Consider the following 26,112-nt stretch of genomic DNA (forward strand, 5'->3'; position numbering starts at 1 on the left):
TTGCCGGCGCCCTTTTCTTTTGCGTGAATGGGGCGGGAAGCGCCGACCGCCGCGCCGCCGGTCAGACCGCTTCGGTAGCGAACCAGATGACGTGCTTGGCGCCCTTGCCGTTGGTGCGTGCGCGCACTTCCACTTCGTCCACGGCAAAGCCGGCTGCCTTGAGGCGCTGAGTGAAGTTCGGATCGCGCGCGGCGGACCAGATGGCCAGCACGCCGCCGGGACGCAGGGCATCCATCGCGGTACGCAGGCCGCGCATCGAATAGAGGCGGTTGTTGGCATGGCGGACCAGTCCGTCCGGCCCATTGTCGACATCGAGCAGGATCGCATCGTAACCCGTGCCGCCCACCGACAGCGCATTGGCCGAGATCACTTCGGCAACATCGGCCATGACGAGGCGCACGCGCGGGTCGTCCAGGCAGCCGGCCTCCAGTTCCTTCATCGGGCCGCGCGCCCAGGCGATGATTTCCGGCACGAGTTCAGCCACGGTCACGTGCGCGTCGGTGGGCAGCTTCTCGAGCGCGGCGCGCAAGGTGAAGCCCATGCCGTACCCGCCGATCAGCATGGCGGGCTGCCGCGCCTTGGCGATGCGGGCGAGACTTTGCGTGGCGAGCGCGATTTCCGAGCCGTTCTGGCGCGTGCTCATCAGCTCGTTGTGACCGAGCACGATCATGAAATCGCGGTCGTGGCGATAAAGGCGCAATTCCTCCCCATCGGGGACCCGGGCCGTGCCGAGAAGTTCGCGTGCGATCATGAGGCCGGCTCCGGTTCGAGGGAATCACCCGCGCCCTAGAAGCTCCGCCACGGCGCGGCAAGGCCAGTGCGGGAACCGCCGGCGCGGGAACGGAGGGCGGAGGCACGCGTTCTGCGACCACGGATTCCAGGAGAACCATGATGCGGCAGATATTCCTGCTGGCTGGCGCGGCGGCGTTGGCGATCGGTGCGCCCGCCCTCGCGCAGGGCAAGGGCGGTAACGGCGGCAATGGCAACGGCCAGGGCGGCGAGCACGGCGCGCAACATGGCGGCGGCGCAAAGGCGCAGGGCCAGGGCAATCGCGGCGGCGGCGAGGCCGCAAAGGGTCCGGAACGCAAGATGGCCAGCGTCCAGCCCGGACGGAGCGACAAGGCCTCGCCGGCCAAGGCAGAGCGCGGGCCCGACCGCGCGGTTGCCGCCGCCGGCAAGGCAAACCGCAACGAGCAGGCCGATAGCCGTGCGATGGAGGACACCGCACCCGGCCGGAGCGGCCAGGCAAAGGGCATCTACAACGGCAAGGGACCTGGCAACAGCGCCGACCTTGCGCGCGGCAATGCGCAGCGGGCCGCGCCCGGCAATCTGCGCGAGGCCGCCCGGGTCGTCGCCACGCGCCGCTGGGACGGCGGGCGCTATCGCTATGACGACAGCCGCTATCTCGTCCCGGTAAGCGATTCCTGCCCGCCGGGGCTGGCGAGGAAAAACAACGGCTGCCTCCCGCCCGGGCAGGCGCGCAAGCTGGCGCCGACCGGCGGATGGTCTGGCTGGTATCCCACCCGCTACTTCGGCGACGGCTACGACTGGCGCTATGACAACGGCTATCTCTACCGGCTTGGCAACGGCGGGCTTGTCTCGGCCTTCGTGCCGCTGCTGGGCGGCGCCCTGTTCGGCGGCAATATCTGGCCTTCGCAGTACACCAGCTACGAGGTGCCAGCCTATTATGACCGCTTCTACGGCTACGATGACGACTACGATTATCGTTATGCGCAGAACGCCATTTTCGCAGTCGACCCCGAGACGCAGCAGATCGAGGCAATCGCGGGTCTCCTGACCGGCGATCCGTGGTCGGTCGGGCAGGCGATGCCGCTCGGCTACGACATCTACAACGTGCCGCCAGCCTACCGCGACCGCTACGTCGACGGGCCGGATGCCATGTACCGATACAGCGACGGCTACGTCTACGAGGTCGACCCCACGACCCAGCTCGTGCGGGCCGTGATCGAACTGCTAGTCTGACCAGGGCCACGAGGAGCCGTAGATGCGACGCTTGAAAACGATGATCGCCGGGGCCGCCATCGGCCTCTCCTCGCTCGCGCTGGCAGCATGCGACAAGGCCGACGGTGGTCCGACCGGCGCTGCCAACGAAGCCAGCGCGGAGGGCAGTGGCAGCCTCTACGACGCACTTGGCGATGCGAACGACCTGTCCTCGACGGCGAGGCTGGTGAAGGCGGCAGGATTGGAAAAGATGTTCGAGGGACAGGGCAGCTACACCCTGTTCGCGCCGACCGACGATGCCATCGCTGCGCTTCCTGAAGCCGACCGCAAGGCGCTGGAAAGCGCCGAGGGCCGCGCCCAGCTTGTCGCGCTGCTGAGCCAGCACATCACGCCGGGCTATGTCGGCAGGACCGACCTCGACCAGGGGCTGGAACGGGGCAAGGGCAAGGTTCAGCTGGCCAGCGTCGGCTCCGCGCCGATCGTCTTGCGCAAGGATGGCTGCGTGCTCGTGCTTGGCGAAGGCGCGGATGCCCCCAAGGTGGTGGGCGAGCCAATCGCGTCGCGGAACGGGATGATCTACCGGATAGACAAGGTACTGCCGGCGCCCGCGGCAAAGTGACGGTTGGAGGCAGGCTGAGGCGATCCGACAAGATTTGCGGCGCATGCCGCACCGGCGCGGCGCGAATCCTGGTTGCGCCGCTTAAGTGATCGGTTAAACTCTCGCGGAAAAGGTGGCTTGAAGCCGCCAGGAACGAGAGAGGACGAGGCCGGTGCACTTTCACCCCAAGTACCATGCCACCGCAAATCCCGATCGCGCAGCCGTGATCATGGGCGGCAGCGGCGAGGTGATGACCTATGCCGAGCTGGAGGCCCGATCGAACCGCTTCGCGCAGCTCATGCGCGCGCGCGGATTGCAGATCGGCGATACCATCGCGCTGTGCCTTGAGAACCGTGCCGACTACTTTCCCATCGCCTGGGGCGCGCAGCGCGCCGGGCTGGTCTATGTCGCCATATCCAGCCGCCTTGCCGCGCCCGAGATCGCCTACATCGCCAAGGACAGCGGAAGCCGGTTGCTGATCGGCTCTGCCTATACGGCGCCGGTACTCGACGAAGTGGCGAAGCTGGAACCGGGCGTGCCGCAACTGCGGCTCGATACCGATGGCCCGCTTTCACTCGACGCGGCGATGGCGGAAATGCCGGATACCCCCATCGACGACGAACGCGCCGGGTGCGACATGCTCTATTCGTCGGGCACGACCGGCAAGCCCAAGGGCGTGCGCATCCCCCTGCCCGAAGACCCGGAGATCGGCGCGGCCAATTCCCTCATGGCCATCGCCAACCAGGCCTTCGGCATCGGCGGCGATGCGGTCTACCTCTCGCCCGCGCCGCTCTATCATGCGGCGCCGCTGCGCTGGTCGATGACCATCCACCGCTTGGGCGGCACGGTGGTGGCAATGGAGAAGTTCGATCCCGAACACGCGCTCGAACTGATCGAGAAGCACAAGGTGACCGACAGCCAATGGGTGCCGACGCATTTCGTGCGGATGCTCAAGCTGCCGGACGAGGTGCGGTCGAAGTACGATACCTCCTCGCTCAAGCTCGCGATCCATGCCGCCGCGCCCTGCCCGGTGCCGGTAAAGCAGGCGATGATCGAATGGTGGGGGCCGGCGCTGCGCGAATACTACGCCGGGACCGAAGGCAACGGCTTCACCTTCATTTCCAGCGAGGAATGGCTGAAGCGGCCCGGATCGGTCGGCCGCGCGCTGCTTGGCACCATCCGCATCTGCGACGAGAACGGCGATGAGGTGCCGCCGCGCACCGAAGGGCAGGTCTTCTTCGAGGGCGGCAGCCCGTTCAGCTACCACAACGATCCCGACAAGACCCGCGACGCCACCAACAAGCATGGCTGGACCAGCCTTGGCGACGTGGGCTGGGTGGACGAGGACGGCTACCTGTTCCTCACCGACCGCAAGAGCTTCATGATCATTTCGGGTGGCGTGAACATCTATCCGCAGGAGATCGAGAACCTGCTGGTCACGCATCCCAAGGTGGCTGACGTGGCGGTGATCGGCGCGCCCGATCCGGACATGGGCGAACGCGTGGTGGCGGTGGTCCAGCCGCGCGACATGGCCGAGGCCGGGCCCGCGCTGGCGGCGGAACTGACCGAGTGGCTCGCCCCCCAGCTTTCGCGCGTGAAGATGCCGCGCCAGATCGATTTCCGCGCCGAACTCCCGCGCGAACCGACCGGCAAGCTGTTCAAGCGCCTGCTGCGTGACGAATACAAGCAGGCTTACGAAGCGGCGCAGGCCGCGGCGGTCTGACGGCAAGCGGGAGGGTTTTATGGACAGCATTCCGATGGTGCCGGCCGAAGTCGGCCGCGCGGTGATAGACCCGAAGTCCTACGGGACGTGGGAGCCCTTGCTCGACCGGTTCGACGCGCTGCGCGCCGAGGCGCCAGTGGCAAAGGTCGTGGCCCCCGACGACGAGCACGAGCCTTTCTGGCTGGTCTCCAGCTTCGACGGGGTGATGAAGGCGAGCAAGGACAATGCCACCTTCCTCAACAATCCCAAGTCGACCGTGTTCACGCTGCGCGTGGGCGAGATGATGGCCAAGGCGATCACCGGCGGCAGTCCGCACCTTGTCGAATCGCTGGTGCAGATGGATGCCCCCAAGCATCCCAAGCTGCGCCGCCTGACGCAGGACTGGTTCATGCCCAAGAACCTGGCGCGGCTGGACGGCGAGATCCGCAAAATCGCCAACGAAGCCATCGACCGCATGCTCGGCGCGGGCGAAGAGGGTGATTTCATGGCGCTGGTCGCCGCGCCCTATCCGCTCCACGTGGTGATGCAGATCCTTGGCGTGCCGCCCGAGGACGAGCCGAAGATGCTGTTCCTGACCCAGCAGATGTTCGGCGGGCAGGACGAGGACATGAACAAGTCCGGGCTCAAGGACCTGCCGCCCGAGCAGATCTCGCAGATCGTGGCCGGCGCGGTGGCCGAATTCGAACGCTACTTCGCGGGACTGGCGGCCGAGCGGCGCCGCAACCCGACCGATGACGTCGCTACCGTGATCGCCAATGCCGTGGTCGATGGCGAACCGATGAGCGACCGCGACACGGCGGGCTATTACATCATCACCGCAAGCGCCGGGCACGACACGACCTCGGCATCGTCGGCCGGGGCGGCGCTGGCCCTTGCGCGCGATCCCGACCTGTTCGCGCGGGTGAAGGCCGACCGCAACCTGCTTCCCGGCATTGTCGAGGAGGCGATCCGGTGGACGACGCCGGTCCAGCACTTCATGCGCACCGCCGCGACCGACACCGAGCTTTGCGGGCAGAAGATCGCGGCGGGCGACTGGCTGATGCTCAACTACGTCGCGGCGAACCACGATCCGGCGCAGTTCCCCGAACCGCGCAAGTTCGACCCGACGCGCCCGGCCAACCGCCATCTGGCGTTCGGCGCGGGATCGCACCAGTGCCTTGGCCTGCACCTGGCCCGGCTGGAGATGCGCGTGTTGCTGGACGTGCTGCTGGACCGGGTGGACAGCCTCGAGCTTGCGGGCGAACCGAAGCGGGTGAACTCCACCTTCGTCGGCGGGTTCAAGTCGTTGCCGATGCGGTGGAAGGCGGCCTGACCGGCAGGTGGCCCCTCCCGCCGGCGGGAGGGGCCACCACGCTCCGGCCCTCCGGCCTTCAGCCTTCCATGGCCTCGAGTTCCTTGCCCTTGGTCTCCTTGACCGAGGTCCAGACGAAGACCAGCGAGATGGCGGCGAACAGGGTGTAGGCGGCGTAAGTGACGGGCAGGCCGATGTTGCCTGCCAGCCACGGGAAGCTCGAGCTGACCGCGAAATTCGCCAGCCACTGCGCCGCGCCCGCCACCGCCAGGGCCGATCCGCGCATCTGGTTGGGGAACATTTCACCCAGCATGACCCACATCACCGGGCCCCAGCTCATGTTGAAGAAAACGACGTAGATGTTGGCCGCGTAGAGCGCGATGGTGCCGACGCCCTCGGGCAGGACAAGCGCGCCGTCGGGGCCGGTCGATGCCTGCGCAAAGCACCAGGCAAGCGCGCCCAGCGTCGCGGTCATCCCCGCCGAACCGATCAGCAGCAGCGGCTTGCGGCCAAGCTTGTCCACGAGGCCGATCGAGACGAGGCAGGCCGCGATCGAGACGACGCCCGAAAGGATGTTGATCTTGAGCGCGTCCGCCTCGGAAAAGCCGACCGCCTGCCACAGCACCGCGCCATAGTAGAACACCACGTTGATGCCGACGAGCTGCTGGAACACGGCAAGGCCGATGCCGACCCAGACGATGGGGCGCCAGCCGCCGCCCGGCTTGCGGATGTCGGCAAGGCTCGGCTGGTGATCGGCGGCAAGCGAGGCGCGGATTTCGCCGAGCTTGGCGTCCGCGGTGGCATCGCCGAACAGACGGGCGAGAACCGAGCGGGCTTCTTCGGTGCGGCCCTTCGCCACGAGGAAGCGCGGGCTTTCGGGGATGAGCAGAAGCGTGACGAGGAACAGGATGGCCGGCGCTGCCTGGACCCAGAACATCCAGCGCCATGCCGGATAACCGCACCAGAACGCACCGAGCGAGGACCCGGCGGCCCCAGCCAGCCAGTAGTTTGCGAGGAAAGCTCCGGTCAGGCCCGAAATGATCATGACCTGCTGCGCGCTCGACAGACGTCCGCGCACGTGGGCCGGAGTGACTTCGGAGATATAGGCCGGCGAAAGCACGCTTGCGGCACCCACCGCCGCGCCCGCGAAGAAGCGCGCAACTGCAAGAACGATGGCCGAGGGCGCTGCCCCCGAGCCGAGCGCCGAGAGAATGAACAGCGCTGCCGCCATCATCATGACCGCGCGGCGGCCCCAGATGTCGGCAAACCGTCCCGCCAGGAACGCGCCGAGCGCGCAACCGGGCAGGAGTGCGCTGACGGTCAGGCCAAGCTCGGCTTCGCCCAGTCCGAAGGCATGCTTGAGCCCGTCCTGCGTGCCGTTGATGGCACCCGAATCGTAGCCGAACATGAAGCCGCCAATCGTGGCAACCGCCACGATAAGCCCGATGAAGCCGAGATTGCCGCCCGGCTGCGGTTGTTGCGACATACCTTTCTCCCCTTCCCTTTGCGGGTTCGTGTCAGTGCCGCGCGATGCGGGGCGCCGCCAGACATGCACGGTAGCACCGGCCCGGAGCGCGCGCACCCCTAAATGTGAACGTTCACTAAAACCCCGGCCGGCACGGACCCCATGCGATGTTATCGCTAACCTAGCGCAGTGCGCCCGCCTCGCCAACCCGATGTCCGCTCCGCCATCATCCGCGCATGCACAAAGGCCGGGAAAGCGCTGAGGCTCCCCGGCGCTTGATGCATCGCACCTGCCAGTGACGACGTGGCGATCCTTCAGATCGTCCCGGCCTTGAGGAACTCCGTGGCATGGTGCGCCGCGCGGGCGGAAAGCGCCATGTAGGTCAGCGACGGGTTCTGGCAGCCGCCCGACGCCATTGCCGCGCCGTCTGTGACGAACAGGTTCGGCACGTCATGGGCCTGGTTGTACTTGTTGAGCACCGAGGTCTTCGGGTCCTTGCCCATGCAGGCGGTGCCCATTTCGTGGATGCCGAGGCCGGGCGGCACGAGGTCCGTGCGGGCCATGACGATCTGGCCGCCCGCCGCCTCGATCATCGCCTTGCCGTCGGCAAGGATCGCCTGCGCCATCTTGCGGTCGTTCTCGCCGTGCGCGCAGTCGATATGGGCGATGGGCATGCCCCACTTGTCGACATTGGTCGCATGGAGCGTCACCCGGTTCTCCGGGTTCGGCAGCATTTCGCCGAAGCCGGAGAAGTAGGTCATCCATTCGCCGGGGTGGCGGACCCGCTCCTTGAGTTCCGCACCGACGCCCGGCGCGGCATTCGCAACCGCCCGCCACGGACTACGGTCAACCGCACCCTGGAAGCCGTAGCCCCGCAGGAAGCCGGCAGTGTCGCCGGCGCCTGGCAGGTTGCGATAGCGCGGGATGTAGAGACCGTTGGGGCGCCGCCCGCGAAAGGTCGTCTCCGGCCCCGGCATGCGCGCCGCGTACCCGAGGCCGTAGAGGTGATCCATCAGGTTGCGTCCGACCATGTCCGACGAATTGGCAAGGCCGCGCGGGTTCGCCTCGCTGCGCGAATTGAGCAGGATCTGCGCGGTGGGAATGGTCGAGGCGCACAGGAACACAACCTTGGCCTCATAGGTCCGGCCTTCGCGGGTGTTCTGGTCGATCACCCGCACGCCGGTGGCCTTGCCCGTCCGGGGATCGGTGATGATCGAATGGGCGATGGCGTCGGTCACGATGGTAAGGTTGCCGGTCGCTTCCGCCGCGGGGAGCGACGAAGACAGGCTGGAGTGATAAGCCCCGTAGGAACAACCTCGTTCGCAGAGCGAGCGGTACTGGCAGGGGTTGCGCCCCAGTTCCGTGTGATGCTCGCGCGCTTCGGTCAGGTGCGCACAGCGGCCGATGATGACCTTGCGATCGGGATAGTTGCGCTCCACCGCCGACTTGAACGCCTTTTCGCCGTCGTTCATCGGCATGGCGGGCAGGAATTCGCCGTCCGGAAGCTGCGGCAATCCCTCCTTCGATCCGGAAACGCCGATGAACCGCTCGATATGATCGTACCACGGCGCGAGATCGGCATAGCGGATCGGCCAGTCCGAGCCGTGCCCGTCGCGCGCATTGGCCTCGAAGTCCATTTCCGACATGCGATAGGTCTGGCGACCCCACATGATCGAACGGCCGCCCAGGTGATAGCCGCGAATCCACCAGAAGGGCTTGTCTTCCGGCGTGGTGTAGGGATGCTCGCTATCCTTGACCCAATACTGCTGCGTAGCGGTGTTCACGGCATAGCAGTTGCGCTGGACGGCATAGTCGCGGGCCAGTTCCTCTTCGGGAATGAGGCCAGCGTTGGGGACGTCCCAGGGGTTCATCCAGTCAGTATAGGACGCGCCGTGCTCGAGCTTGCGGCCACGCTCGATCACGAGCGTCTTGAGGCCGCGTTCGCACAGTTCCTTGGCGGCGATGCCGCCGCTCATTCCCGATCCGATTACGATTGCGTCGAACATTTCCGTTGCTCCCTCGCCCGCTTCAGAAGAACGACATGCCAGCCCACGCGCGGGTCTGCGGCGTGATCGGCAGGGAGGGCTCGTAGGCGCCAGGCGCGTGTTCGTAGCGCAGTTCCACGGTCGCACCCGGTTCGGAGTTGTAATAGAGGATCAGGATCAGGCCGCGCAGGCGCTTGTAGTCCGCCTGGGTGAAACTGGCCGCGTCATAGGCCTTCAGCACGGCAAGCCGATCAGCCGGCTTCAGCGCCGCAAAGGGCTTGCCCTTGGCCCCGCGCGCAGCCACGTCGATGGCATCGAACTGCCCGAGGAGCGCGGTGCGGGTGGCCGGCGCGGCCCAGTTGGCGAGCAGGGCCGACAGCAGCTTCGGCACCCCGACATCGACCGCGCCGGGAGTGTCGGTCCTGGGAATCATCGTGTCCGCCACCGCAGCGACGAGCGCCACCTGCGAAGCCGGGATCGACGCCTGCTGACTCGCCGCAAGAGCGCTGGCGGGGAGCGTCGCGAGGCCGAGAAGCGCCCCAAGAGTTCCAATAAAATCCCGTCTTTCCAGCTCTTTATGAAACATTTGCCCGTCTCCCGAACAGTTCGCTGTTGCGTCTTTGCGCGCTTGCAGCGACTATCTTCGGCAAAAGGTATGGGATCGAGGGGCTCAAATTGTCAACGCTGTCACTCAAAATTCGCCTGTTCGCCATGATGGCACTGCAACTCGCCGTGTGGGGGGCCTGGGCGCCCAAGCTGTTTCCCTACATGGCCATGCTGGGCTTCAGCGCCGGGCAGCAAGGGCTGGTCGGAACGTGCTGGGGCATCGCCTCGGTAGTGGGGATTTTCTTCTCCAACCAGTTCGCCGATCGCACGTTTGCGGCCGAGCGATTCCTTGCCGGCAGCCACCTCATCGGCGGCCTCGCCCTCCTCGGCGTCGCCTTCAGCCAGACCTTCGCGCCGTTCTTCCTGTGTTACCTGATCTACAGCCTGGTCTACGTGCCGACACTGTCGGTGACCAATACCGTCGCCTTCACCCACCTGCCCAATCCGGCCGAATTCGGCTCGGTCCGCTCGGGCGGCACGGTAGGCTGGATCATGGCGAGCTGGCCCTTCGTCTTCCTGCTGGGCGCCCATGCCGATGCCAGCCAGGTGCGCTCGATCTTCATCGTCGCGGCGGTCATCTCGTTCGTCATGGCCGCCTTCTCGCTGACCCTGCCGCACACCCCGCCCAAGACCGGCGAGGGCATCGACAAGCTCGCCTGGCGACGCGCGCTGGGCCTGCTTCGGAAGCCGGTCGTGGCGGTGCTGTTCCTCGTGACGTTCATCGATTCGGTCGTCCACAATGGCTACTTCGTGCTGTCCGACGCCTTCCTGACGAACCGCGTGGGCATTGCCGGCAACCTATCGATGGTGGTGCTGAGCCTTGGGCAGGTAGCCGAGATCCTCACCATGCTCGTGCTCGGAACCGTGCTGGCCCGGCTCGGGTGGCGCTGGACGATGATCGTCGGCATCCTCGGACATGCCGCGCGCTTCCTCGCCTTCTCGTTCCTTGCCGACAGCGTTCCCGCGATCATCGCGGTCCAGTTGCTCCACGGCATCTGCTACGCCTTCTTCTTCGCGACGGTCTATATCTTCGTTGACGAGGCCTTTCCCAAGGACGTGCGCTCTTCGGGCCAGGGGCTGTTCAACCTGCTGATCCTGGGCCTGGGCAACATGGTGGCCAGCTTTGCCTTCCCGGCCCTCGTCTCCCGTCTCACCGGGGCCGACGGCAAGGTCGATTACCAGGCCGTTTTCCTTGTCCCCGCAGGGCTTGCGGCCCTCGGCGCGGTGCTGCTGCTGGTCGCCTTCCGCCCCCAAACGCATGGCCCCGCGAGGCCCGAGGAGATTGCCTGATGCACGACGCAAAGCTTGATCGCCGCTCGCTGATCGCGGCGCTGGCCGCCACCGGAGTTGCCGCCATGACCGGAACCGACGCCATCGCGCGCGCTGCCGCCCGCAAGCCCTTCTTCCAGCGCATCGGCAAGCCTATCGGCTTGCAGCTCTACACCCTGGGCGACAAGCCGACGCAGGACCTCGACGGTACGCTGGCGCGGCTTGCGGCCATCGGCTTTACCGACATCGAGTTGCCCAATTTCTACAATCGCACTCCCGCAGAGCTGCGTGCCGCTGCCGACAAGGCTGGGGTCCGCTACAGTTCGATCCACATGAACATGCCGGGCCCGTTCACCGGCGGCGCACTCAGCCTGATGAGCGCTCCCCAGGAAATCGCCGACGGGCTGAACACGCTCGGCATCCATCAGGTGTTCCTGCCGCTTTGCCCCCTGCCCGAAGGCTTTTCGGTGCCCGAAGGAAAGAGCCCGCAGGTGGCGATCGGCGACGCCTTGCGGGCAGCCGGCGCGGACCACTGGAAGCGCACCGCGGCCCTGCTGAACGAACGGGGCGCAGCCTTGCGGCCCTTCGGCATCCGGCTCGGCTACCACAACCACAACATGGAGTTCGCCCCGCTCGATGGCGGGGCGACCGGGTGGGACATCCTGATCCGCGAGACCGATCCCGCGCTCGTCAATTTCGAACTGGACCTGGGCTGGACTTCGGCCGCGGGACACGATCCCGTCGTCGAACTGGGCAGGCTCAAGGGGCGGGTAAAGGCGGTGCACGTCAAGGACATCAAGGCATCGACGAAAACCAACTTCGTCATGGGCCAGGATCCTACCGAGGTGGGTTCGGGGCGCCTGCAATGGGCGAAGATCCTGCCCGCTGCCCTCGCCGCGGGGGTCGAGCACTTCTATGTCGAGCAGGAACCGCCATTCACGATGGACCGCCTCGACGCGGTAACGAAAAGCCACGCATTCCTGTCGCGCTTCGTGGCCTGAAGCACGCGGACAGATCGGGTTGAGGGGAAAAGGGGAACCTTCGGGTTCCCCTTTTTCGTGGCAGTTCGTGGCGGACCGACGCGCGTGTCAGTTGCGCAAAAAGAAAGGCCGGCCCGAAGGCCAGCCTTGAAAAGTTTGGGAGAGGATGCCTGAAAGGCCCCCTCTATGTGCGGTTGGGAGGCCGATTCCGCAAGTGCGAAGGACGGCATTGCAATTGCATTTCTTGCAATACCCTGAGCTGAGAGACCCCGTCTGCCGATGGTGCTGGACGGGCCAGGGAAGGTCAGCGAACGAGCTTCGCCCAAACGCGAGAGGCCCCGCCTGTGGGGGCGGGGCCTGTGCGGTTGGGTAACCTATATGGAATGTTTCCCCGGGGAAACTTTCCAACATGGAGCGGTCAGAGCTTGCCCGTCAGTTCCGGGACCAGCGTGAACAGGTCGCCCACCAGGCCGATGTCGGCAACCTGGAAGATCGGGGCGTCCTCGTCCTTGTTGATGGCGATGATGGTCTTGCTGTCCTTCATCCCCGCAAGGTGCTGGATCGCGCCCGAGATGCCGATCGCGATGTAGACTTCCGGCGCCACGATCTTGCCCGTCTGGCCGACCTGGTAGTCGTTGGGCACGTAGCCCGCGTCCACCGCCGCGCGGCTCGCGCCGATGCCCGCGCCAAGCTTGTCGGCAAGCGGGGTGATCACCTGCTCGAACGTGGCGGCGTCCTTGAGCGCGCGGCCGCCCGAGACGATGATCTTGGCGCTGGTCAGTTCCGGACGCTCGGACTTGGCGATCTCGGCGCTGACGAAGGTCGACAGGCCGCTGTCGCCGTTGGCGCCGGTGCTCTCGACGCTGGCCGATCCGCCGGTGGCGGCCGCCTTGGCAAAGGCGGTGCCGCGCACGGTGATCACCAGCTTGGCGTCAGAGCTTTCGACCGTGGCGATGGCGTTGCCGGCATAGATCGGGCGGGTGAAGGTCCTGGGCCCCTCGACCGAGAGGATGTCGGAGATCTGCATCACGTCGAGCAGCGCGGCGACGCGCGGGGCGACGTTCTTGCCGGTGGTCGTCGCCGGGGCGACGAAGGCGTCGTAACCGGCCATCAGGCCGGCGACCAGCGGCGCGACGTTTTCCGCCAGCGCGTTGGCAAGCGATGCATCATCGGCCTTGAGCACCTTGGCCACGCCCGCGATCTGCGCGGCAGCCTGGGCGGCGGCATCGCAACCCTCGCCCGCAACCAGCGCGGTCACTTCGCCAAGCTGGCCCGCGGCGGTGACGGCGGCAAGGGTCGCGTCCTTGACGCTGGCGTTGTCGTGTTCGACGAGAACGAGAACCTTGGTCATCAGGCGACTCCCATTTCCTTGAGCTTGGCGACGAGCGCGTCGACGTCGGCCACCTTGATCCCGGCCGAACGGACCGGCGGTTCGGAGACCTTCAGCGTCTTGAGGCGCGCCGCGACGTCCACGCCGTAATCGGCGGGGGTCTTGTTGGCGAGCGGCTTGGACTTGGCCTTCATGATGTTCGGCAGCGAGGCATAGCGCGGCTCGTTCAGGCGCAGGTCGGTGGTGACCACCGCGGGCAGCGCCAGGCGCACCGTCTGCAAGCCGCCGTCGATCTCGCGCTTGACCACGACCGCGTCGCCTTCGACCGAAACCTCGTTGGCAAAGGTCCCCTGCGGACGGCCCAGCAGCGCCGCAACCATCTGGCCGACCTGGTTCGAATCGTCGTCGATCGCCTGCTTGCCGGTGATGATCAGGCCAGGCTGCTCCTCGTCGGCAATGCCCTTGACGATCTTCGCCACAGCCAGCGGCTCGACCTCGACCCCGTCGTCCACCTGCACCAGAACCGCACGGTCCGCCCCCATCGCAAGCGCCGTGCGCAGCGTCTCCTGCGCCTTCGCAGGCCCAACCGAAACCGCCACGATCTCGGTCACAACGCCCTTCTCCTTCAGGCGAATGGCCTCCTCCACCGCGATCTCGTCAAACGGGTTCATGCTCATCTTCACGTTCGCAAGATCAACACCCGAACCATCCGCCTTCACTCGAGGCTTCACGTTGTAGTCAATCACGCGCTTCACGCAGACCAGGGCCTTCATGGGCGTAGTCCTTTCCTCGAAACCAGTGGGAGCGGCATAATTTGCGCTTACGTAAACGTCAACCGTCCTGACGGACAGTCCGCGCATTATCGCGGATGAAATGAAGGGCCAAGATCGCTGGCAGAAGCCACGGCAAAATCCGGGACCGGATCTTCCCCCTGCGCTGCGACAACGCAAAAGGGGCGCCGGTCGCCCGACGCCCCCTTCGAATCGTCAGTCGCACAAAGCGATCAGGCGACCGCGCGCACTTCGGCAACGATCTTCTTGGCGGCATCGCCGAGGTCGTTGGCGGGAACGATCGGCAGGCCCGAGTTGGCGAGGATGTCCTTGCCCTGCTGGACGTTGGTGCCTTCGAGGCGAACGACCAGCGGAACCGAGAGGTTCACTTCCTTCGCCGCGGCAACGATGCCCTCGGCGATGATGTCGCACTTCATGATCCCGCCGAAGATGTTGACGAGAATGCCCTTCACGGCCGGGTCCTTGAGGATGATCTTGAAGGCTGCGGTGACCTTTTCCTTGTTGGCGCCGCCGCCCACGTCGAGGAAGTTCGCCGGGAATTCGCCGTTCAGCTTGATGATGTCCATCGTCGCCATGGCAAGGCCCGCGCCGTTGACCATGCAGCCGATGTTGCCGTCGAGCTTGATGTAGGCGAGGTCGTACTTGCTGGCCTCGATCTCGGCCGGGTCTTCCTCGGTTTCGTCGCGCAGGGCGACGACATCGGGGTGACGATAGAGCGCGTTCGAATCGAAGCTCATCTTGGTGTCGAGCACGAGGAGGTTGCCATCCTTGGTCTGCACCAGCGGGTTGATTTCGAGCATCGAGCAGTCGAGCGCGACGAAGGCGGTGTAGAGCTGCTCGGCGATCTTGGCGGCCTGCTTGAGCAGGTCACCCGAAAGCTTGAGCGCGAAACCGACGGCGCGGCCGTGGTGCGGCATGAAGCCTTCGGCGGGATCGATCACGATGGTGGCGATCTTTTCCGGGGTCGAGTGGGCGACTTCCTCGATGTCCATGCCGCCTTCGGTCGACACGATGATCGCGACGCGGCCGGTGGCGCGATCGACGACCATCGAGAGGTAGTATTCCTTGTCGATGTCGACGCCGTCGGTCACGTAGAGGCGGTTGACCTGCTTGCCGGCTTCACCGGTCTGCACGGTGACGAGGGTGTTGCCGAGCATTTCCTTGGCGAAAGCCTCGACTTCCTCGATGCTCTTGGCGAGGCGCACGCCGCCCTTGGCGTCGGCGGGGAGTTCCTTGAACTTGCCCTTGCCGCGGCCGCCGGCGTGGATCTGCGCCTTGACGACGTAAAGCGGTCCGGGAAGCTGCTTGGCAGCGGCGACGGCTTCCTCGACCGTCAGCGCGGCGATGCCTGCCGGGATGCCCACACCATACTTCGCGAGCAGTTCCTTGGCCTGGTATTCATGGACGTTCATGTGTGATCCCCGCTTTGAATTGGCCCGGTGGGAAAACCCGACCGGCCATCAGGCGCGCCGCCATTGGCGCAAAGGTATGCACCGCCGTTGGTGCTTTGAGTCGCGACGCCTAAAGCACAGCAGAGTGTGCTTGAAAAGGGGCGTAAACACGCGCCTAAACCAAAGTCGAGGCAGCGAGCCCCCTTGCGTCTCTCGCGGGAAGGGACCACCTGTCGAAAACCGCATGATCGACTACGACCGCCTCCACGCCATCGTCCGCGCCGCAGGGGATATGGCCCTGGCCCTCTGGCCCGGCCACGGGCACGCGCCCGAGGTGTGGGAAAAGACCCCCGGCAGCCCGGTCTGCGAGGCGGATATCGCCGTGGACACCTTCCTGAAACGCGAACTGGGCGTGCTGCTCCCATCGGCGGGCTGGCTTTCGGAAGAGACCGTGGACCATCCCGAGCGGCTCGAACGCGGGCTGTGCTGGCTGGTCGACCCGATCGACGGCACGCGCGATTTCGTGCGGGGACGACCGGGCTGGGCCGTTTCGGTCGCGCTGGTCAGCGAGGGGCGCCCGCTTATCGGCGTTCTGAGCGCGCCCGCCCGCGAGGAATACTGGTCGGCGGTGGCCGGGCGCGGAGCAACCCGCAACGGCCTGCCGCTTGCCGCCAGCACGCGCCAGGTGCTTGCCGGGGCGCGAGTGCCCGCCGACAGCCTGCCGCGCGCCGACGCGGACCTGGTGACCGTGGACAAGCCCAATTCCATCGCCCTGCGCATCGCCATGGTCGGCGCGAACGAGGCTGATCTTCTGGCAACGCTACGCTGGGGCTTCGAATGGGACATCGCCGCCGCGACCCTGATCGCGCGCGAGGCCGGGGCCGCCGTTTCCGACGCATTCGGTCAGCCGCTGGCCTACAACAAGCGCGACCCGCGCGCCTTCGGGCTGCTGGTTACGGCCCCCGCCATCCACGCGGCGGCGGTCGAACGCCTTGCCGACCGCGCCGCGAAGCTGGCGTAACGCCGGTCAGTCGAAATCCTCGGTATCGATCGTCGGCAGCATGACCCCGGCATAGCGGTGACCGGCGACGGTCTGCTGGTTGATCAGGGCATCGACTTCGGCAGCGACCGCAACCGGGATTTCCCAGTCCCAGCGTGCGATGTTCTCTTCGAGGTGAGCGATCTTGCCGGTGCCGGGAATGGCAACGACGTGTTCGCCCCGCGACAGGACCCAGGCGAGCGAAAGCTGCGCCGGGGTCACGCCTTCGCGAGCGGCGATGGCATTGAACTGGCGGACGAGCGCGTAGTTCCTGGGCCAGTTGTCGCCCATGAAGCGCGGCATGGCGCGCCGGATGTCCTTTTCCTCGAGCGCGGCGGGATCGTGCACGCCATCGGCCAGAACCCCGCGCGCGACCGGCGAAAAGGCGACGAACGTGGTGCCAAGCTCGCGGCAGGCCTCGAGGACGGCGATTTCGGCCTGGCGGGTCCAGGGTGAATATTCGGTCTGCATCGCGGCGATGGGGTGGACCGCCGAAGCCTTGCGCAGCGTGTCAGCCGACATTTCGGACAGGCCGATGCCGCCGATCTTGCCCTCCTTCACGAGGTCGGCCATCGCGCCGACCGAATCCTCGATCGGCACGGTGAAATCGCGGCGGTGCATGTAGTAGAGGTCGATGTGGTCGGTCTGGAGCAGCCTGAGCGAGACTTCGAGTTCGCTGCGGATCGTGTCCGGGTGGCAATCGATGCCGCGCTTGTCGCCGCTGGCGAAGATGCCCATCTTCGAGGCCAGGAAAACCTTGTCGCGTCGGCCCTTGAGCGCGATCCCGACCTGGGTCTCGTTGTGGCCGAGACCATAGAGCCGCGCGGTGTCGAAATGATCGTAGCCGATGTCGACGGCGTGCTGGAGCAGGCGGATGCCGTCCTCGTCGCTCGGCCGGCCGCCATAGGCCCAGCTCAGCGACATGCATCCCAGACCAATGGGGTTGGTCTCGCGTCCGTTGATCGGGCGGCGCTGAATCGACATTGCAATCTCCTTTGACCGCCGTGCCGATGGCAGGAGCAGGCGGCCCCGGTCAACGCCCAATCACATGCCGAACACGGCAAAACGGCGCCGCTCCCGACCGGAGCGACGCCGCATTGTCCGTGCAGGAAAGCTTACTGACCGCTGCGGGCGGCGTTCACGTCATCCTGGCTGATGGGGACGATCTTGATCTCGACGCGGCGGTTGGCCTGACGCCCCTGCTCGGTGTCGTTCGACGCGATCGGCTGCGATTCACCGAAGCCCTGGCTACGGATGCGCGCATAACCGACCCCGCGCGAAATCAGGTAGTCGGCGACGGCGCGCGCGCGGCGTTCCGAAAGCGCCTGGTTGTAGGCGTCCGAGCCGGTGGAATCGGTGTGGCCATAAACGTCGATCAGCGAGTTCGGGTACTGCACCAGCGACTGCGCGACGCGGTCGAGCGTGGTGGCGAAGGCGGGCTTCACGGTGGAGCTGTCGACGTCGAAGGTGACGCCGTTGGGCAGGTTGACAAGGATGGCCTGGCCGTTGTCGGTCTCGGTCACGTCAACCCCGGTGCCGGCGGTCTGTTCGCGCAGTTCGCGGATCTGCTTGTCCTTCTGGTAGCCGATCACGCCGCCGGCCACGCCGCCGATGCCGGCACCGACGATGCGGCCCGTCTTGCCGCCGATGAGACCGCCGAGCAGTGCGCCGCCAAGCGCGCCGCCGATACCGCCGATGGCGGTACGCGAAACCTTCTTTTCGCCGGTGTTGGGATCGGTGACGCAAGCCGACAGACTGACCAGCGAAACAGCACACAGGCTCGACATAAGTACGCGACGAATTTTCATTTCCTGTCCCCTTTGACCAGCATCCCGACGCGACCTTATGCAACGCGATGCCGCTTTGACAGACTGAAATACGCCGGGTTTGGCTGAACGGTTCCCGAACGCCCTTCCACAGTTGCTGTCTTATCGGGAACAATGCGGGTGCTCTTCGCCTTTTCGCTTAAATCTGTTAGGGGCCTGTGCGTGACACCTTTTCCATGGTCTGACGTCTTCGTGATCCTGGGCCTCGTCCTGCTCAATGGCCTGTTTTCCATGTCGGAACTGGCGATCGTTTCGGCACGCCCGGCGCGCCTGAAGGTTGCCGCGGAGGAAGGCAGCAAGGGCGCGAAGGTTGCGCTGGCGCTCGCAGCCGACCCCGGAAAATTTCTTTCGACCGTACAGATCGGGATCACCCTCGTCGGCATCATCGCAGGCGCCTATTCAGGGTCCAGCCTCGGCGGGCCGATGGCGGAGCGGCTCGCCGCATGGGGTTTTCCGGCCCGTTACGCGGACGATGCCGGGTTCGTCATCGTCATCGCCTTCACCACGTACCTGAGCCTCGTCGTCGGCGAACTCGTACCCAAGCAGCTCGCGCTGCGTGCGGCGGAACCGATCGCCAAGATCGCGGCGCCCGCCATGGCGCTCATGTCGAAGGTGACGGCCCCCTTCGTCTGGCTGCTCGACAACTCGTCCAGCCTGCTCATCCGCCTGCTCGGCCTCAAGCAGGGCACGGACCAGGAAGTGACCGCCGAAGAACTCCACATGATCTTCGCCGAGGCGACCCGCTCCGGCGTGATCGAGGAGGAGGAGCGGGCGCTGATGACGGGCATCATGCGCCTTGCGGAACGCCCGGTGCGCGAAGTGATGACGCCGCGAACCGAACTGCACTGGATCGAGCGCAAGGCCCCCGAGGCCGAACTGCGCAGCGCGATCGAGGACAGCCCGCACTCGCTGCTGCTGGTGGCCGACGGGTCGGTCGACAAGATCGTCGGCGTGGTCAAGGTGCGCGACGTGCTGTCCACGCTGTTGCGGGGACGCAAGGTCCAGCTCGGACGCCTGATGAAGAAGCCGGCCATCGTTCCGGACCAGCTCGACACGATGGACGCGCTCGGCATGATCCAGCAGGCCGAGGTCGCGATTGCGCTGGTCCACGACGAGTACGGCCATCTCGAAGGCATCGTCACCCCGGCCGACCTGCTGTCCGCCATCGCGGGCAATTTCGTCGGCCACGCGGACGCGGGCGACGAACCCATGGTGGTCGAGCGCGAGGACGGTTCACTGCTGATTTCGGGCGCCCTGCCCGCCGACGCCCTTTCCGACCGGCTGGGCCTCGACCTGCCCGACGACCGTGAGTTCGCGACGACGGCGGGCTACTGCCTTTCGGTGCTCAAGCGACTGCCGAACGAGGGCGAGCATTTTCACGACCAGGGCTGGCGCTTCGAAGTGGTCGACATGGACGGGCGCAAGATCGACAAGCTGCTGGTCTGCCGCAGCAAGGCAATGCCCATCGCCGCGCCGGAAGCCGACGGCTGAGACCGTCAGCCGGACGGCCTTTCCCACCCGGTACGAGCCAACGAGAAAGGGCGCCGTCGCGGGCGCCCTTTTCGTTGTTCGGTCGATTTCGCGACGGTCAGCGCGGCAGTTCGCTGACGCCCATGAGCGCTTCGTCGACGGCGCGCGCGCACTGGCGGCCTTCGCGGATCGCCCAGACCACCAGGCTCTGACCGCGACGCATGTCGCCGCAGGCGAACACGTTCTCGACGCTGGTCTTGTAGTCGACGACGTTGCCCTTGACGTTGCCGCGCGCGTCAAGCTCGACGCCGGCCTGTTCGAGCAGGCCCTGCTTGCGCGGGCCGACGAAGCCCATGGCAAGCAGGATGAGGTCGGCCTTGAGCACGAATTCGCTGCCGGGCACTTCCTGCATCTGGCCATTGACCCACTCGACGCGGACGCACTCGAGGCCGGTGACATCGTTCTCGCCCACCACGCGCTTGGTTAGCACGGCGAACTCGCGTTCGCAGCCTTCCTCGTGGCTCGACGAGGTGCGCAGCTTGAGCGGCCAGTTCGGCCAGGACAGCGCCTTGTCTTCCTTTTCGGGCGGCTTGGGCATGATCTCGAGCTGGGTAACCGAGAGCGCGCCCTGACGGTTCGAGGTGCCGACGCAGTCCGAACCTGTATCGCCGCCGCCGATCACGACGACATGCTTGCCAGTCGCGAAGAGCGAACCGCGCGGAGCGGCGCGCAGTTCGTCGTCGCCGGCGTTGCGCTTGTTCTGCTGGGTCAGGAATTCCATCGCCATGCGCACGCTCGGCAGCTCGGCGCCCGGGATCTGGAGGCCGCGCGGATCTTCCGCACCGCCCGACAGCACCACCGCGTCGAAGTTCTCCTGCAGCGAGGCGAACGAGACGGTCACGCCCACTTCGACGCCGGTGCGGAACTGGACGCCTTCGGCCTCCATCTGCATCGCGCGGCGATTGATGTGGGTCTTTTCCATCTTGAAGTCGGGGATGCCATAGCGAAGCAGGCCGCCGACGCGGTCGTTCTTCTCGAACACCGTCACCGAGTGGCCGGCGCGCGCAAGCTGCTGCGCGGCGGCAAGGCCCGCGGGGCCCGACCCGACGACCGCAACCGACTTGCCGGTCTTCTTCACGGGAACCTGCGGCTCGATCCAGCCTTCCTTCCACCCGCGGTCGACGATCGCGCATTCGATCGACTTGATCGTGACCGGCTGGTCGATGATGTTCAGCGTGCAGGCCGCCTCGCAGGGAGCGGGGCAGATACGACCGGTGAACTCGGGGAAGTTGTTGGTCGAGTGGAGATTGGTCAGCGCGTCGCGCCAGTCGTTCTCGTAGACCAGGTGGTTCCAGTCGGGGATCTGGTTGTTCACCGGACAGCCGTTGTGGCAGTACGGAATGCCGCAGTTCATGCACCGCGCGGCCTGCCCCTTGAGGCCTGCCTCATCGTGCGGGACCACGAACTCGCGATAGTGCTTCAGACGTTCCGCAGGCGCATCATAGGTGCGGTCCTTGCGGTCGATTTCGAGAAAGCCGGTTGCCTTGCCCATTGTAATCTAACCTTTATTCCCCGAATTTACTCGGCCGCCACGGAGGCGGCTTCGAGGCGCTCTGCCTCCATCTGGCGGAGCGCACGCGCATAATCGCGCGGCATGACCTTGACGAAACGCGGCAGAGCCTCGACCCAGTTGTCGAGGATCTCGCGAGCGCGCGCGCTGCCGGTGTAGAGGTGGTGGCGTTCCACCAGCACCCGCAGGCGTTCGGCGTCGTGACGCAGCATGTCGCCCATGCCTTGGTCATAGACGTCCGTCCCGCGCTGCTGAGGACGGCCCGCACCGTCTTCCTCGTCGCGTTCCGCCGAGACCGGCAGAACATCGACCATCGCGCCGTTGACGAGGCTCGCGAAGTTGCCGTCCACGTCGTAGACATAGGCCACGCCGCCCGACATGCCCGCCGCGAAGTTGCGCCCGGTCCGGCCGAGCACGACGACGACGCCGCCGGTCATGTATTCGCAGCCATGATCGCCGGTGCCTTCGACCACCGCGAGAGCGCCGGAGTTGCGCACCGCGAAGCGTTCGCCGCCCACGCCGTTGAAGTAGGCCTCGCCCGCGATCGCGCCGTAGAGCACGGTGTTGCCGACGATGATGTTCTCGGTCGGGTCACGATCGACGTGGCCGGGCTGGCGCACGATCACGCGACCGCCCGAGAGGCCCTTGCCGACATAGTCGTTGGCATCGCCGACGAGATCGAGCGTCACGCCATGCGCGAGGAACGCACCGAACGACTGGCCAGCCACGCCCTTGAACGCGACGTGGATGGTGTTGTCCGGCAGGCCCTTGTGCCCGTACTTCCTGGCCACTTCGCCCGAGAGCATCGCGCCGACCGTGCGGTTGACGTTGATGACGTTGCGTTCGAGGCGGACCGGCTCGCCCTTTTCGAGCGCCGGGGCGCTGGCGGCGATGAGGTCGTTGTCGAGCGCGGCCTCGAGGCCGTGATCCTGCGTCTCGCTCCAGTTCAGGGTCGTGCCGGGGACCGGGTCGACCTTGTGCAGCAGCTTCGACAGGTCGACGCCCTGCGCCTTCCAGTGGCTGATCGCCTTCTTGGTGTCGAGGCGATCGACGCGGCCGACCATTTCCGCGATGGTGCGGAAGCCCATCTCGGCCATGATCGCGCGCAGTTCCTCGGCGACGAAGAAGAAGTAGTTGATCACATGTTCCGGCTGGCCGGTGAAGCGCGCGCGCAGCACCGGGTCCTGGGTGGCAACGCCGACCGGGCAGGTGTTGAGGTGGCACTTGCGCATCATGATGCAGCCGGCCGCGATCAGCGGCGCGGTGGCAAAGCCGAACTCGTCGGCGCCGAGCAGCGCGGCGATGGCGACGTCACGACCGGTGCGCAGGCCGCCATCGGCCTGGACGCAGATGCGGCTGCGCAGGTTGTTGAGCAGCAGCGTCTGCTGGGTTTCGGCAAGGCCGATTTCCCAGGGCGAACCGGCGTGGGTCAGCGAGGTCAGCGGCGACGCGCCCGTGCCGCCTTCGTAGCCCGAAATCGTCACGTGGTCCGCGCGCGCCTTGGAAACGCCCGCGGCAACCGTGCCGACGCCCACTTCGGACACCAGCTTGACCGAGATGCGCGCGCCGGTGTTCACGTTCTTGAGATCGTGAATGAGCTGCGCGAGGTCTTCGATCGAGTAGATGTCGTGGTGCGGCGGCGGCGAGATCAGGCCGACGCCCGGCGTGGAATGACGGGTCTTGCCGATGGTCTTGTCGACCTTGTCGCCGGGAAGCTGGCCGCCCTCGCCGGGCTTTGCGCCCTGCGCCATCTTGATCTGCACGTCATCGGCATTGACGAGGTATTCCGCGGTCACGCCGAAACGGCCCGAGGCCACCTGCTTGATCGCCGAACGCATCGAATCGCCGTTGGGCAGCGGCTTGAAGCGCGCGGGATCCTCGCCGCCTTCGCCGGTGTTCGACTTGCCGCCGATGCGGTTCATCGCGAGCGCCAGCGTGGTGTGCGCTTCCCACGAAATCGAACCGTAGCTCATCGCACCCGTGGCGAAGCGCTTGACGATCTCGCTGGCGGGCTCGACCTCGTCGATCGAAATCGGCTGGTCGGCCTTCTTCAGGTCCATCAGCCCGCGGATGGTCAGCATCCGTTCGGACTGGTCGTTGATCGACTGGGCGAACTCCTTGTACTTTTCCGGCATGTTGCCGCGAACCGCATGCTGCAGGTTGGCAATGTTGGAAGCCGTCCAGGCATGCTCCTCGCCACGCAGGCGAAGCTGGTACATGCCGCCCACGTCGAGCATCTTCTTGTAGATCGGGTTGTCGCCATAGGCCGTGGCGTGGCGACGCACGGTCTCTTCCGCGATCTCCTTGAGGCCGACGCCCTCGATGGTCGTCGCCGTCCCGGTGAAATAGGCGTTCACGAAGTCGGTCGACAGGCCAACCGCGTCGAAGATCTGCGCACCGCAGTACGACTGGTAGGTCGAGATGCCCATCTTGGACATGACCTTGAGGATGCCCTTGCCGATGGCCTTGATGTAGTTCTTCTGCACCTCCTTGGTGGTGAGGGGCAGTTCCTTGTCGACGCGGATCGCCTCGAGCGTCTCGAACGCGAGGTAGGGGTTGATGGCTTCGGCGCCATAGCCCGCCAGAACGCAGAAGTGGTGCACTTCGCGCGCTTCGCCGGTCTCGACGACAAGGCCGGTCTGCATGCGCAGGCCCTGACGGACGAGGTGGTGATGCACCGCCGCCGTCGCCAGCAGCGCCGGCATCGGGATGCGGTTCTCGTTCTGCGCGCGGTCCGACAGGATCAGGATGTTCTTGTCGGCAAGCACGGCTTCGGTCGCCGCCCAGCACATTTCCTTGATCGCCATCTCGAGGCCGTCGGCCCCGGCGTTGGCGTCCCAGGTCGTGTCGATCGTGGCGGTGCGGAAGGCACCGTCGAGCGCGGCCTCGACCGAGCGGATCTTGGCGATCTCGTCGTTGGTCAGGATCGGCTGGTCGACTTCGAGGCGCTTGTGGCTGCCGGCGTCATGGCCGAGCAGGTTCGGGCGCGGACCGATCATCGACACCAGCGACATGACCAGTTCCTCGCGGATCGGGTCGATCGGCGGGTTGGTGACCTGCGCGAAGTTCTGCTTGAAGTAGTCGTAGAGCAGGCGCGAGCGCTTCGACAGCACCGCGATCGGCGTGTCGGTGCCCATCGACCCGATCGGATCGTCACCGGCCACGGCCATCGGCTCGAGGAACTTGGTGACGTCTTCCTGGGTGTAGCCGAAGGCCTGCTGGCGATCGAGCAGCGAGGTCGTCTCGACCGGGAGCGCGGCCAGCTCGGGCTCGATCACGTCGAGTTCCTTGAGCTTGTACTGCGCCTGGTCGAGCCATTCCTCGTAAGGTTCGGCGCCGGCCAGCTCGGCCTTGATCTCTTCGTCCTCGATGATCTTGCCCTGATCCATGTCGATCAGGAGCATCTTGCCCGGCTGGAGGCGCCACTTGCGGACGATGTCTTCCTCACGGAAGGGCAGCACGCCGCTTTCGGACGCCATGCAGATCAGGTCGTCGCGCGTGATCGAGAAGCGCGCCGGACGCAGGCCGTTGCGGTCGAGCGTTGCGCCGATCTGGCGACCGTCGGTAAAGGCGACGGCGGCGGGGCCGTCCCACGGCTCCATCAGCGCGGCATGGTACTCGTAGAAGGCGCGGCGCCTGGAATCCATCAGCGGGTTGCCCGCCCAGGCTTCCGGAACGAGCATCATCACTGCATGGGCCAGGCTGTAGCCGCCCGCGAGCAGCAGCTCGAGCGCGTTGTCGAGGCTGGCGGTGTCCGACTGACCGTGCGGGATGAGCGGCCACATCTTGTCGAGATCCGGGCCGAGCAGCTCGGATTCCATGGTGCGGCGGCGCGCGTTCATCCAGTTCACGTTGCCGCGAACGGTGTTGATCTCGCCGTTGTGGGCGATGAAGCGGAACGGGTGCGCCAGCTTCCAGCTCGGGAAAGTGTTGGTCGAGAAGCGCTGGTGCACGAGGCCCAGTGCCGAGACGCAATCCGGATCGCGCAGATCGTCGTAGAACGAGCCGACCTGATTCGCCAGCAGCAGGCCCTTGTAGACGATGGTGCGGGTCGAGAAGCTCGGCATGTAGAGCTGCGTCACGCCCGGAAGCCCGTGCTTCTCGGCCATGGCGGCAAGCGGGTTCTGGGTCTGCTTGCGGATCGCCAGCAGCTTGCGTTCGAACGCGTCCTGGTCCGGCGTGCCGGGGCCGCGCTTGATGAAGCACTGGCGGATGACCGGCATCTGTTCGATCACGGTTTTGCCGAGGCCGTCGAGCGTGGTCGGCACGTCGCGCCAGCCGATCAGTTCCTGGCCTTCCTTGGCGATGAACTTCTCGAAGAACTCGGTCACGAAGAGACGCGACGCTTCGTCCTGCGGAAGGAAGCACATGGCCACGGCGTAATCGCCCGGCTGCGGCAGTTCCTTGCCTTCGGACGCGGCCCACCTGCGGAAGAGCTGGTCCGGAATCTGGATCAGGATGCCCGCACCGTCACCCAGCAAGGGGTCGGCGCCCACCGCGCCGCGGTGGTCGAGATTGCGCAGAATCTCAAGGGCCTGGTCCACGATGGCATGGCTTTTCTGGCCTTTGATGTGGGCAATGAAGCCCACGCCACAGGCGTCATGCTCGTTACGCGGATCATACAGGCCCTGAACCGGCGGAAATCCCATTTCGAAGATCGTCCTACATCCAAAAAGAGGAAATGGCGCGCGAATCACGCCGCCAGCGAGGCGACGAAAGTTGCGCGAGGAGCCCCCATGACTGCAGGAAAGTTATTTTGCAACTGCGCACCGACCTTCAGTGCGCGGTTAAAGCCAAAAATACGCATGCGACACGG

Annotated in this window: 19 protein-coding genes; 8 read left to right on the top strand and 11 right to left on the bottom strand. The window is 66.0% G+C overall.

Annotation, left to right across the window (positions count from 1 at the left end; genetic code table 11):
* Nucleotides 1–61 precede the first annotated feature (61 nt).
* The gene (locus SARO_RS16040) at nucleotides 62–751 is read right to left on the bottom strand and encodes a spermidine synthase (protein ID WP_011446797.1); all 690 of its coding nucleotides are present in this window, start codon (nucleotides 749–751) and stop codon (nucleotides 62–64) included.
* A 140-nt stretch (nucleotides 752–891) separates the two neighbouring features.
* On the opposite strand from SARO_RS16040, the gene SARO_RS16045 reads away from it, so the two are divergent.
* The 4 genes from SARO_RS16045 (at nucleotide 892) to SARO_RS16060 (ending at nucleotide 5,595) form a co-directional block, all read left to right on the top strand.
* Complete coding sequence (locus SARO_RS16045; protein ID WP_143004941.1) at nucleotides 892–1,983, top strand: hypothetical protein; 1,092 nt, start codon at nucleotides 892–894, stop codon at nucleotides 1,981–1,983.
* Between the two features lie 22 nt (nucleotides 1,984–2,005).
* Complete coding sequence (locus SARO_RS16050; protein ID WP_011446799.1) at nucleotides 2,006–2,581, top strand: fasciclin domain-containing protein; 576 nt, start codon at nucleotides 2,006–2,008, stop codon at nucleotides 2,579–2,581.
* A 151-nt stretch (nucleotides 2,582–2,732) separates the two neighbouring features.
* Nucleotides 2,733–4,283: an acyl-CoA synthetase gene (locus tag SARO_RS16055; RefSeq protein WP_011446800.1), complete on the top strand. Its 1,551-nt coding sequence runs from the start codon at nucleotides 2,733–2,735 to the stop codon at nucleotides 4,281–4,283.
* A gap of 19 nt (nucleotides 4,284–4,302) precedes the next feature.
* Nucleotides 4,303–5,595, top strand: coding sequence for a cytochrome P450 (locus SARO_RS16060; protein WP_011446801.1), 1,293 nt, complete (start codon nucleotides 4,303–4,305; stop codon nucleotides 5,593–5,595).
* A gap of 58 nt (nucleotides 5,596–5,653) precedes the next feature.
* Here the strand turns inward: SARO_RS16060 and SARO_RS16065 are convergent, their stop codons facing one another.
* The 3 genes from SARO_RS16065 to SARO_RS16075 form a co-directional block, all read right to left on the bottom strand.
* A complete protein-coding gene (locus tag SARO_RS16065; protein WP_011446802.1) occupies nucleotides 5,654–7,060 on the bottom strand; it encodes a sugar porter family MFS transporter in 1,407 nt (468 codons plus the stop codon).
* Between the two features lie 293 nt (nucleotides 7,061–7,353).
* Nucleotides 7,354–9,045, bottom strand: a complete 1,692-nt coding sequence (locus tag SARO_RS16070; RefSeq protein WP_011446803.1) for a GMC family oxidoreductase — start codon at nucleotides 9,043–9,045, stop codon at nucleotides 7,354–7,356.
* 22 nt (nucleotides 9,046–9,067) lie between these two features.
* Nucleotides 9,068–9,610: a gluconate 2-dehydrogenase subunit 3 family protein gene (locus SARO_RS16075; protein ID WP_011446804.1), complete on the bottom strand. Its 543-nt coding sequence runs from the start codon at nucleotides 9,608–9,610 to the stop codon at nucleotides 9,068–9,070.
* 89 nt (nucleotides 9,611–9,699) lie between these two features.
* Here SARO_RS16075 and SARO_RS16080 point away from each other — a divergent pair, with 89 nt between their 5' ends.
* Together SARO_RS16080 and SARO_RS16085 are read left to right on the top strand one after the other, a co-directional pair.
* The gene (locus tag SARO_RS16080; protein WP_011446805.1) at nucleotides 9,700–10,920 is read left to right on the top strand and encodes an MFS transporter; all 1,221 of its coding nucleotides are present in this window, start codon (nucleotides 9,700–9,702) and stop codon (nucleotides 10,918–10,920) included.
* A complete protein-coding gene (locus SARO_RS16085) occupies nucleotides 10,920–11,900 on the top strand; it encodes a sugar phosphate isomerase/epimerase family protein (protein ID WP_011446806.1) in 981 nt (326 codons plus the stop codon). Before SARO_RS16080 ends, SARO_RS16085 begins: the two co-directional genes overlap by 1 nt.
* A gap of 397 nt (nucleotides 11,901–12,297) precedes the next feature.
* Here SARO_RS16085 and SARO_RS16090 read toward each other — a convergent pair whose 3' ends face one another.
* The 3 genes from SARO_RS16090 to sucC all read right to left on the bottom strand — a co-directional run bounded on the left by SARO_RS16090 (nucleotide 12,298) and on the right by sucC (nucleotide 15,412).
* Entirely contained in the window at nucleotides 12,298–13,230 is a 933-nt protein-coding gene (locus tag SARO_RS16090; protein ID WP_011444119.1) for an electron transfer flavoprotein subunit alpha/FixB family protein, read from the bottom strand.
* Nucleotides 13,230–13,982, bottom strand: coding sequence for an electron transfer flavoprotein subunit beta/FixA family protein (locus tag SARO_RS16095; RefSeq protein WP_011444118.1), 753 nt, complete (start codon nucleotides 13,980–13,982; stop codon nucleotides 13,230–13,232). Before SARO_RS16095 ends, SARO_RS16090 begins: the two co-directional genes overlap by 1 nt.
* A 230-nt stretch (nucleotides 13,983–14,212) precedes the next feature.
* Entirely contained in the window at nucleotides 14,213–15,412 is a 1,200-nt protein-coding gene (sucC, locus tag SARO_RS16100; RefSeq protein ID WP_011446807.1) for an ADP-forming succinate--CoA ligase subunit beta, read from the bottom strand.
* A 223-nt stretch (nucleotides 15,413–15,635) separates the two neighbouring features.
* On the opposite strand from sucC, the gene SARO_RS16105 reads away from it, so the two are divergent.
* On the top strand, nucleotides 15,636–16,412 hold the full coding sequence (locus SARO_RS16105) for a 3'(2'),5'-bisphosphate nucleotidase CysQ (RefSeq protein ID WP_011446808.1): 777 nt from the start codon (nucleotides 15,636–15,638) through the stop codon (nucleotides 16,410–16,412).
* A gap of 6 nt (nucleotides 16,413–16,418) precedes the next feature.
* Here SARO_RS16105 and SARO_RS16110 read toward each other — a convergent pair whose 3' ends face one another.
* Both SARO_RS16110 and SARO_RS16115 read right to left on the bottom strand, forming a co-directional pair.
* Nucleotides 16,419–17,414 (bottom strand): aldo/keto reductase, encoded by a 996-nt coding sequence (locus SARO_RS16110; protein WP_011446809.1) that lies wholly within the window; start codon nucleotides 17,412–17,414, stop codon nucleotides 16,419–16,421.
* A 131-nt stretch (nucleotides 17,415–17,545) separates the two neighbouring features.
* Nucleotides 17,546–18,238, bottom strand: a complete 693-nt coding sequence (locus SARO_RS16115; protein WP_011446810.1) for an OmpA family protein — start codon at nucleotides 18,236–18,238, stop codon at nucleotides 17,546–17,548.
* A 180-nt stretch (nucleotides 18,239–18,418) separates the two neighbouring features.
* On the opposite strand from SARO_RS16115, the gene SARO_RS16120 reads away from it, so the two are divergent.
* Nucleotides 18,419–19,747 (top strand): hemolysin family protein, encoded by a 1,329-nt coding sequence (locus SARO_RS16120; protein ID WP_041550534.1) that lies wholly within the window; start codon nucleotides 18,419–18,421, stop codon nucleotides 19,745–19,747.
* A 97-nt stretch (nucleotides 19,748–19,844) separates the two neighbouring features.
* Here the strand turns inward: SARO_RS16120 and SARO_RS16125 are convergent, their stop codons facing one another.
* Both SARO_RS16125 and gltB read right to left on the bottom strand, forming a co-directional pair.
* Nucleotides 19,845–21,278: a glutamate synthase subunit beta gene (locus SARO_RS16125; RefSeq protein WP_011446812.1), complete on the bottom strand. Its 1,434-nt coding sequence runs from the start codon at nucleotides 21,276–21,278 to the stop codon at nucleotides 19,845–19,847.
* Nucleotides 21,279–21,304: 26 nt separating this feature from the next.
* Complete coding sequence (gene gltB / locus SARO_RS16130; RefSeq protein ID WP_011446813.1) at nucleotides 21,305–25,945, bottom strand: glutamate synthase large subunit; 4,641 nt, start codon at nucleotides 25,943–25,945, stop codon at nucleotides 21,305–21,307.
* Between the last annotated feature and the right edge of the window lie 167 nt (nucleotides 25,946–26,112).

This window comes from Novosphingobium aromaticivorans DSM 12444, from assembly GCF_000013325.1.
GTDB lineage: Bacteria > Pseudomonadota > Alphaproteobacteria > Sphingomonadales > Sphingomonadaceae > Novosphingobium > Novosphingobium aromaticivorans.

What these genes read in the sequence shown, in the direction of transcription:
- SARO_RS16040 (WP_011446797.1), bottom strand. Translation starts at nt 751, where the DNA reads ATGATCGCACGCGAACTTCTCGGCACGGCCCGGGTCCCCGATGGGGAG.
- SARO_RS16045 (WP_143004941.1), top strand. Translation starts at nt 892, where the DNA reads ATGCGGCAGATATTCCTGCTGGCTGGCGCGGCGGCGTTGGCGATCGGT.
- SARO_RS16050 (WP_011446799.1), top strand. Translation starts at nt 2,006, where the DNA reads ATGCGACGCTTGAAAACGATGATCGCCGGGGCCGCCATCGGCCTCTCC.
- SARO_RS16060 (WP_011446801.1), top strand. Translation starts at nt 4,303, where the DNA reads ATGGACAGCATTCCGATGGTGCCGGCCGAAGTCGGCCGCGCGGTGATA.
- SARO_RS16065 (WP_011446802.1), bottom strand. Translation starts at nt 7,060, where the DNA reads ATGTCGCAACAACCGCAGCCGGGCGGCAATCTCGGCTTCATCGGGCTT.
- SARO_RS16070 (WP_011446803.1), bottom strand. Translation starts at nt 9,045, where the DNA reads ATGTTCGACGCAATCGTAATCGGATCGGGAATGAGCGGCGGCATCGCC.
- SARO_RS16075 (WP_011446804.1), bottom strand. Translation starts at nt 9,610, where the DNA reads ATGTTTCATAAAGAGCTGGAAAGACGGGATTTTATTGGAACTCTTGGG.
- SARO_RS16085 (WP_011446806.1), top strand. Translation starts at nt 10,920, where the DNA reads ATGCACGACGCAAAGCTTGATCGCCGCTCGCTGATCGCGGCGCTGGCC.
- SARO_RS16090 (WP_011444119.1), bottom strand. Translation starts at nt 13,230, where the DNA reads ATGACCAAGGTTCTCGTTCTCGTCGAACACGACAACGCCAGCGTCAAG.
- SARO_RS16095 (WP_011444118.1), bottom strand. Translation starts at nt 13,982, where the DNA reads ATGAAGGCCCTGGTCTGCGTGAAGCGCGTGATTGACTACAACGTGAAG.
- sucC (WP_011446807.1), bottom strand. Translation starts at nt 15,412, where the DNA reads ATGAACGTCCATGAATACCAGGCCAAGGAACTGCTCGCGAAGTATGGT.
- SARO_RS16105 (WP_011446808.1), top strand. Translation starts at nt 15,636, where the DNA reads ATGATCGACTACGACCGCCTCCACGCCATCGTCCGCGCCGCAGGGGAT.
- SARO_RS16110 (WP_011446809.1), bottom strand. Translation starts at nt 17,414, where the DNA reads ATGTCGATTCAGCGCCGCCCGATCAACGGACGCGAGACCAACCCCATT.
- SARO_RS16115 (WP_011446810.1), bottom strand. Translation starts at nt 18,238, where the DNA reads ATGAAAATTCGTCGCGTACTTATGTCGAGCCTGTGTGCTGTTTCGCTG.
- SARO_RS16125 (WP_011446812.1), bottom strand. Translation starts at nt 21,278, where the DNA reads ATGGGCAAGGCAACCGGCTTTCTCGAAATCGACCGCAAGGACCGCACC.
- gltB (WP_011446813.1), bottom strand. Translation starts at nt 25,945, where the DNA reads ATGGGATTTCCGCCGGTTCAGGGCCTGTATGATCCGCGTAACGAGCAT.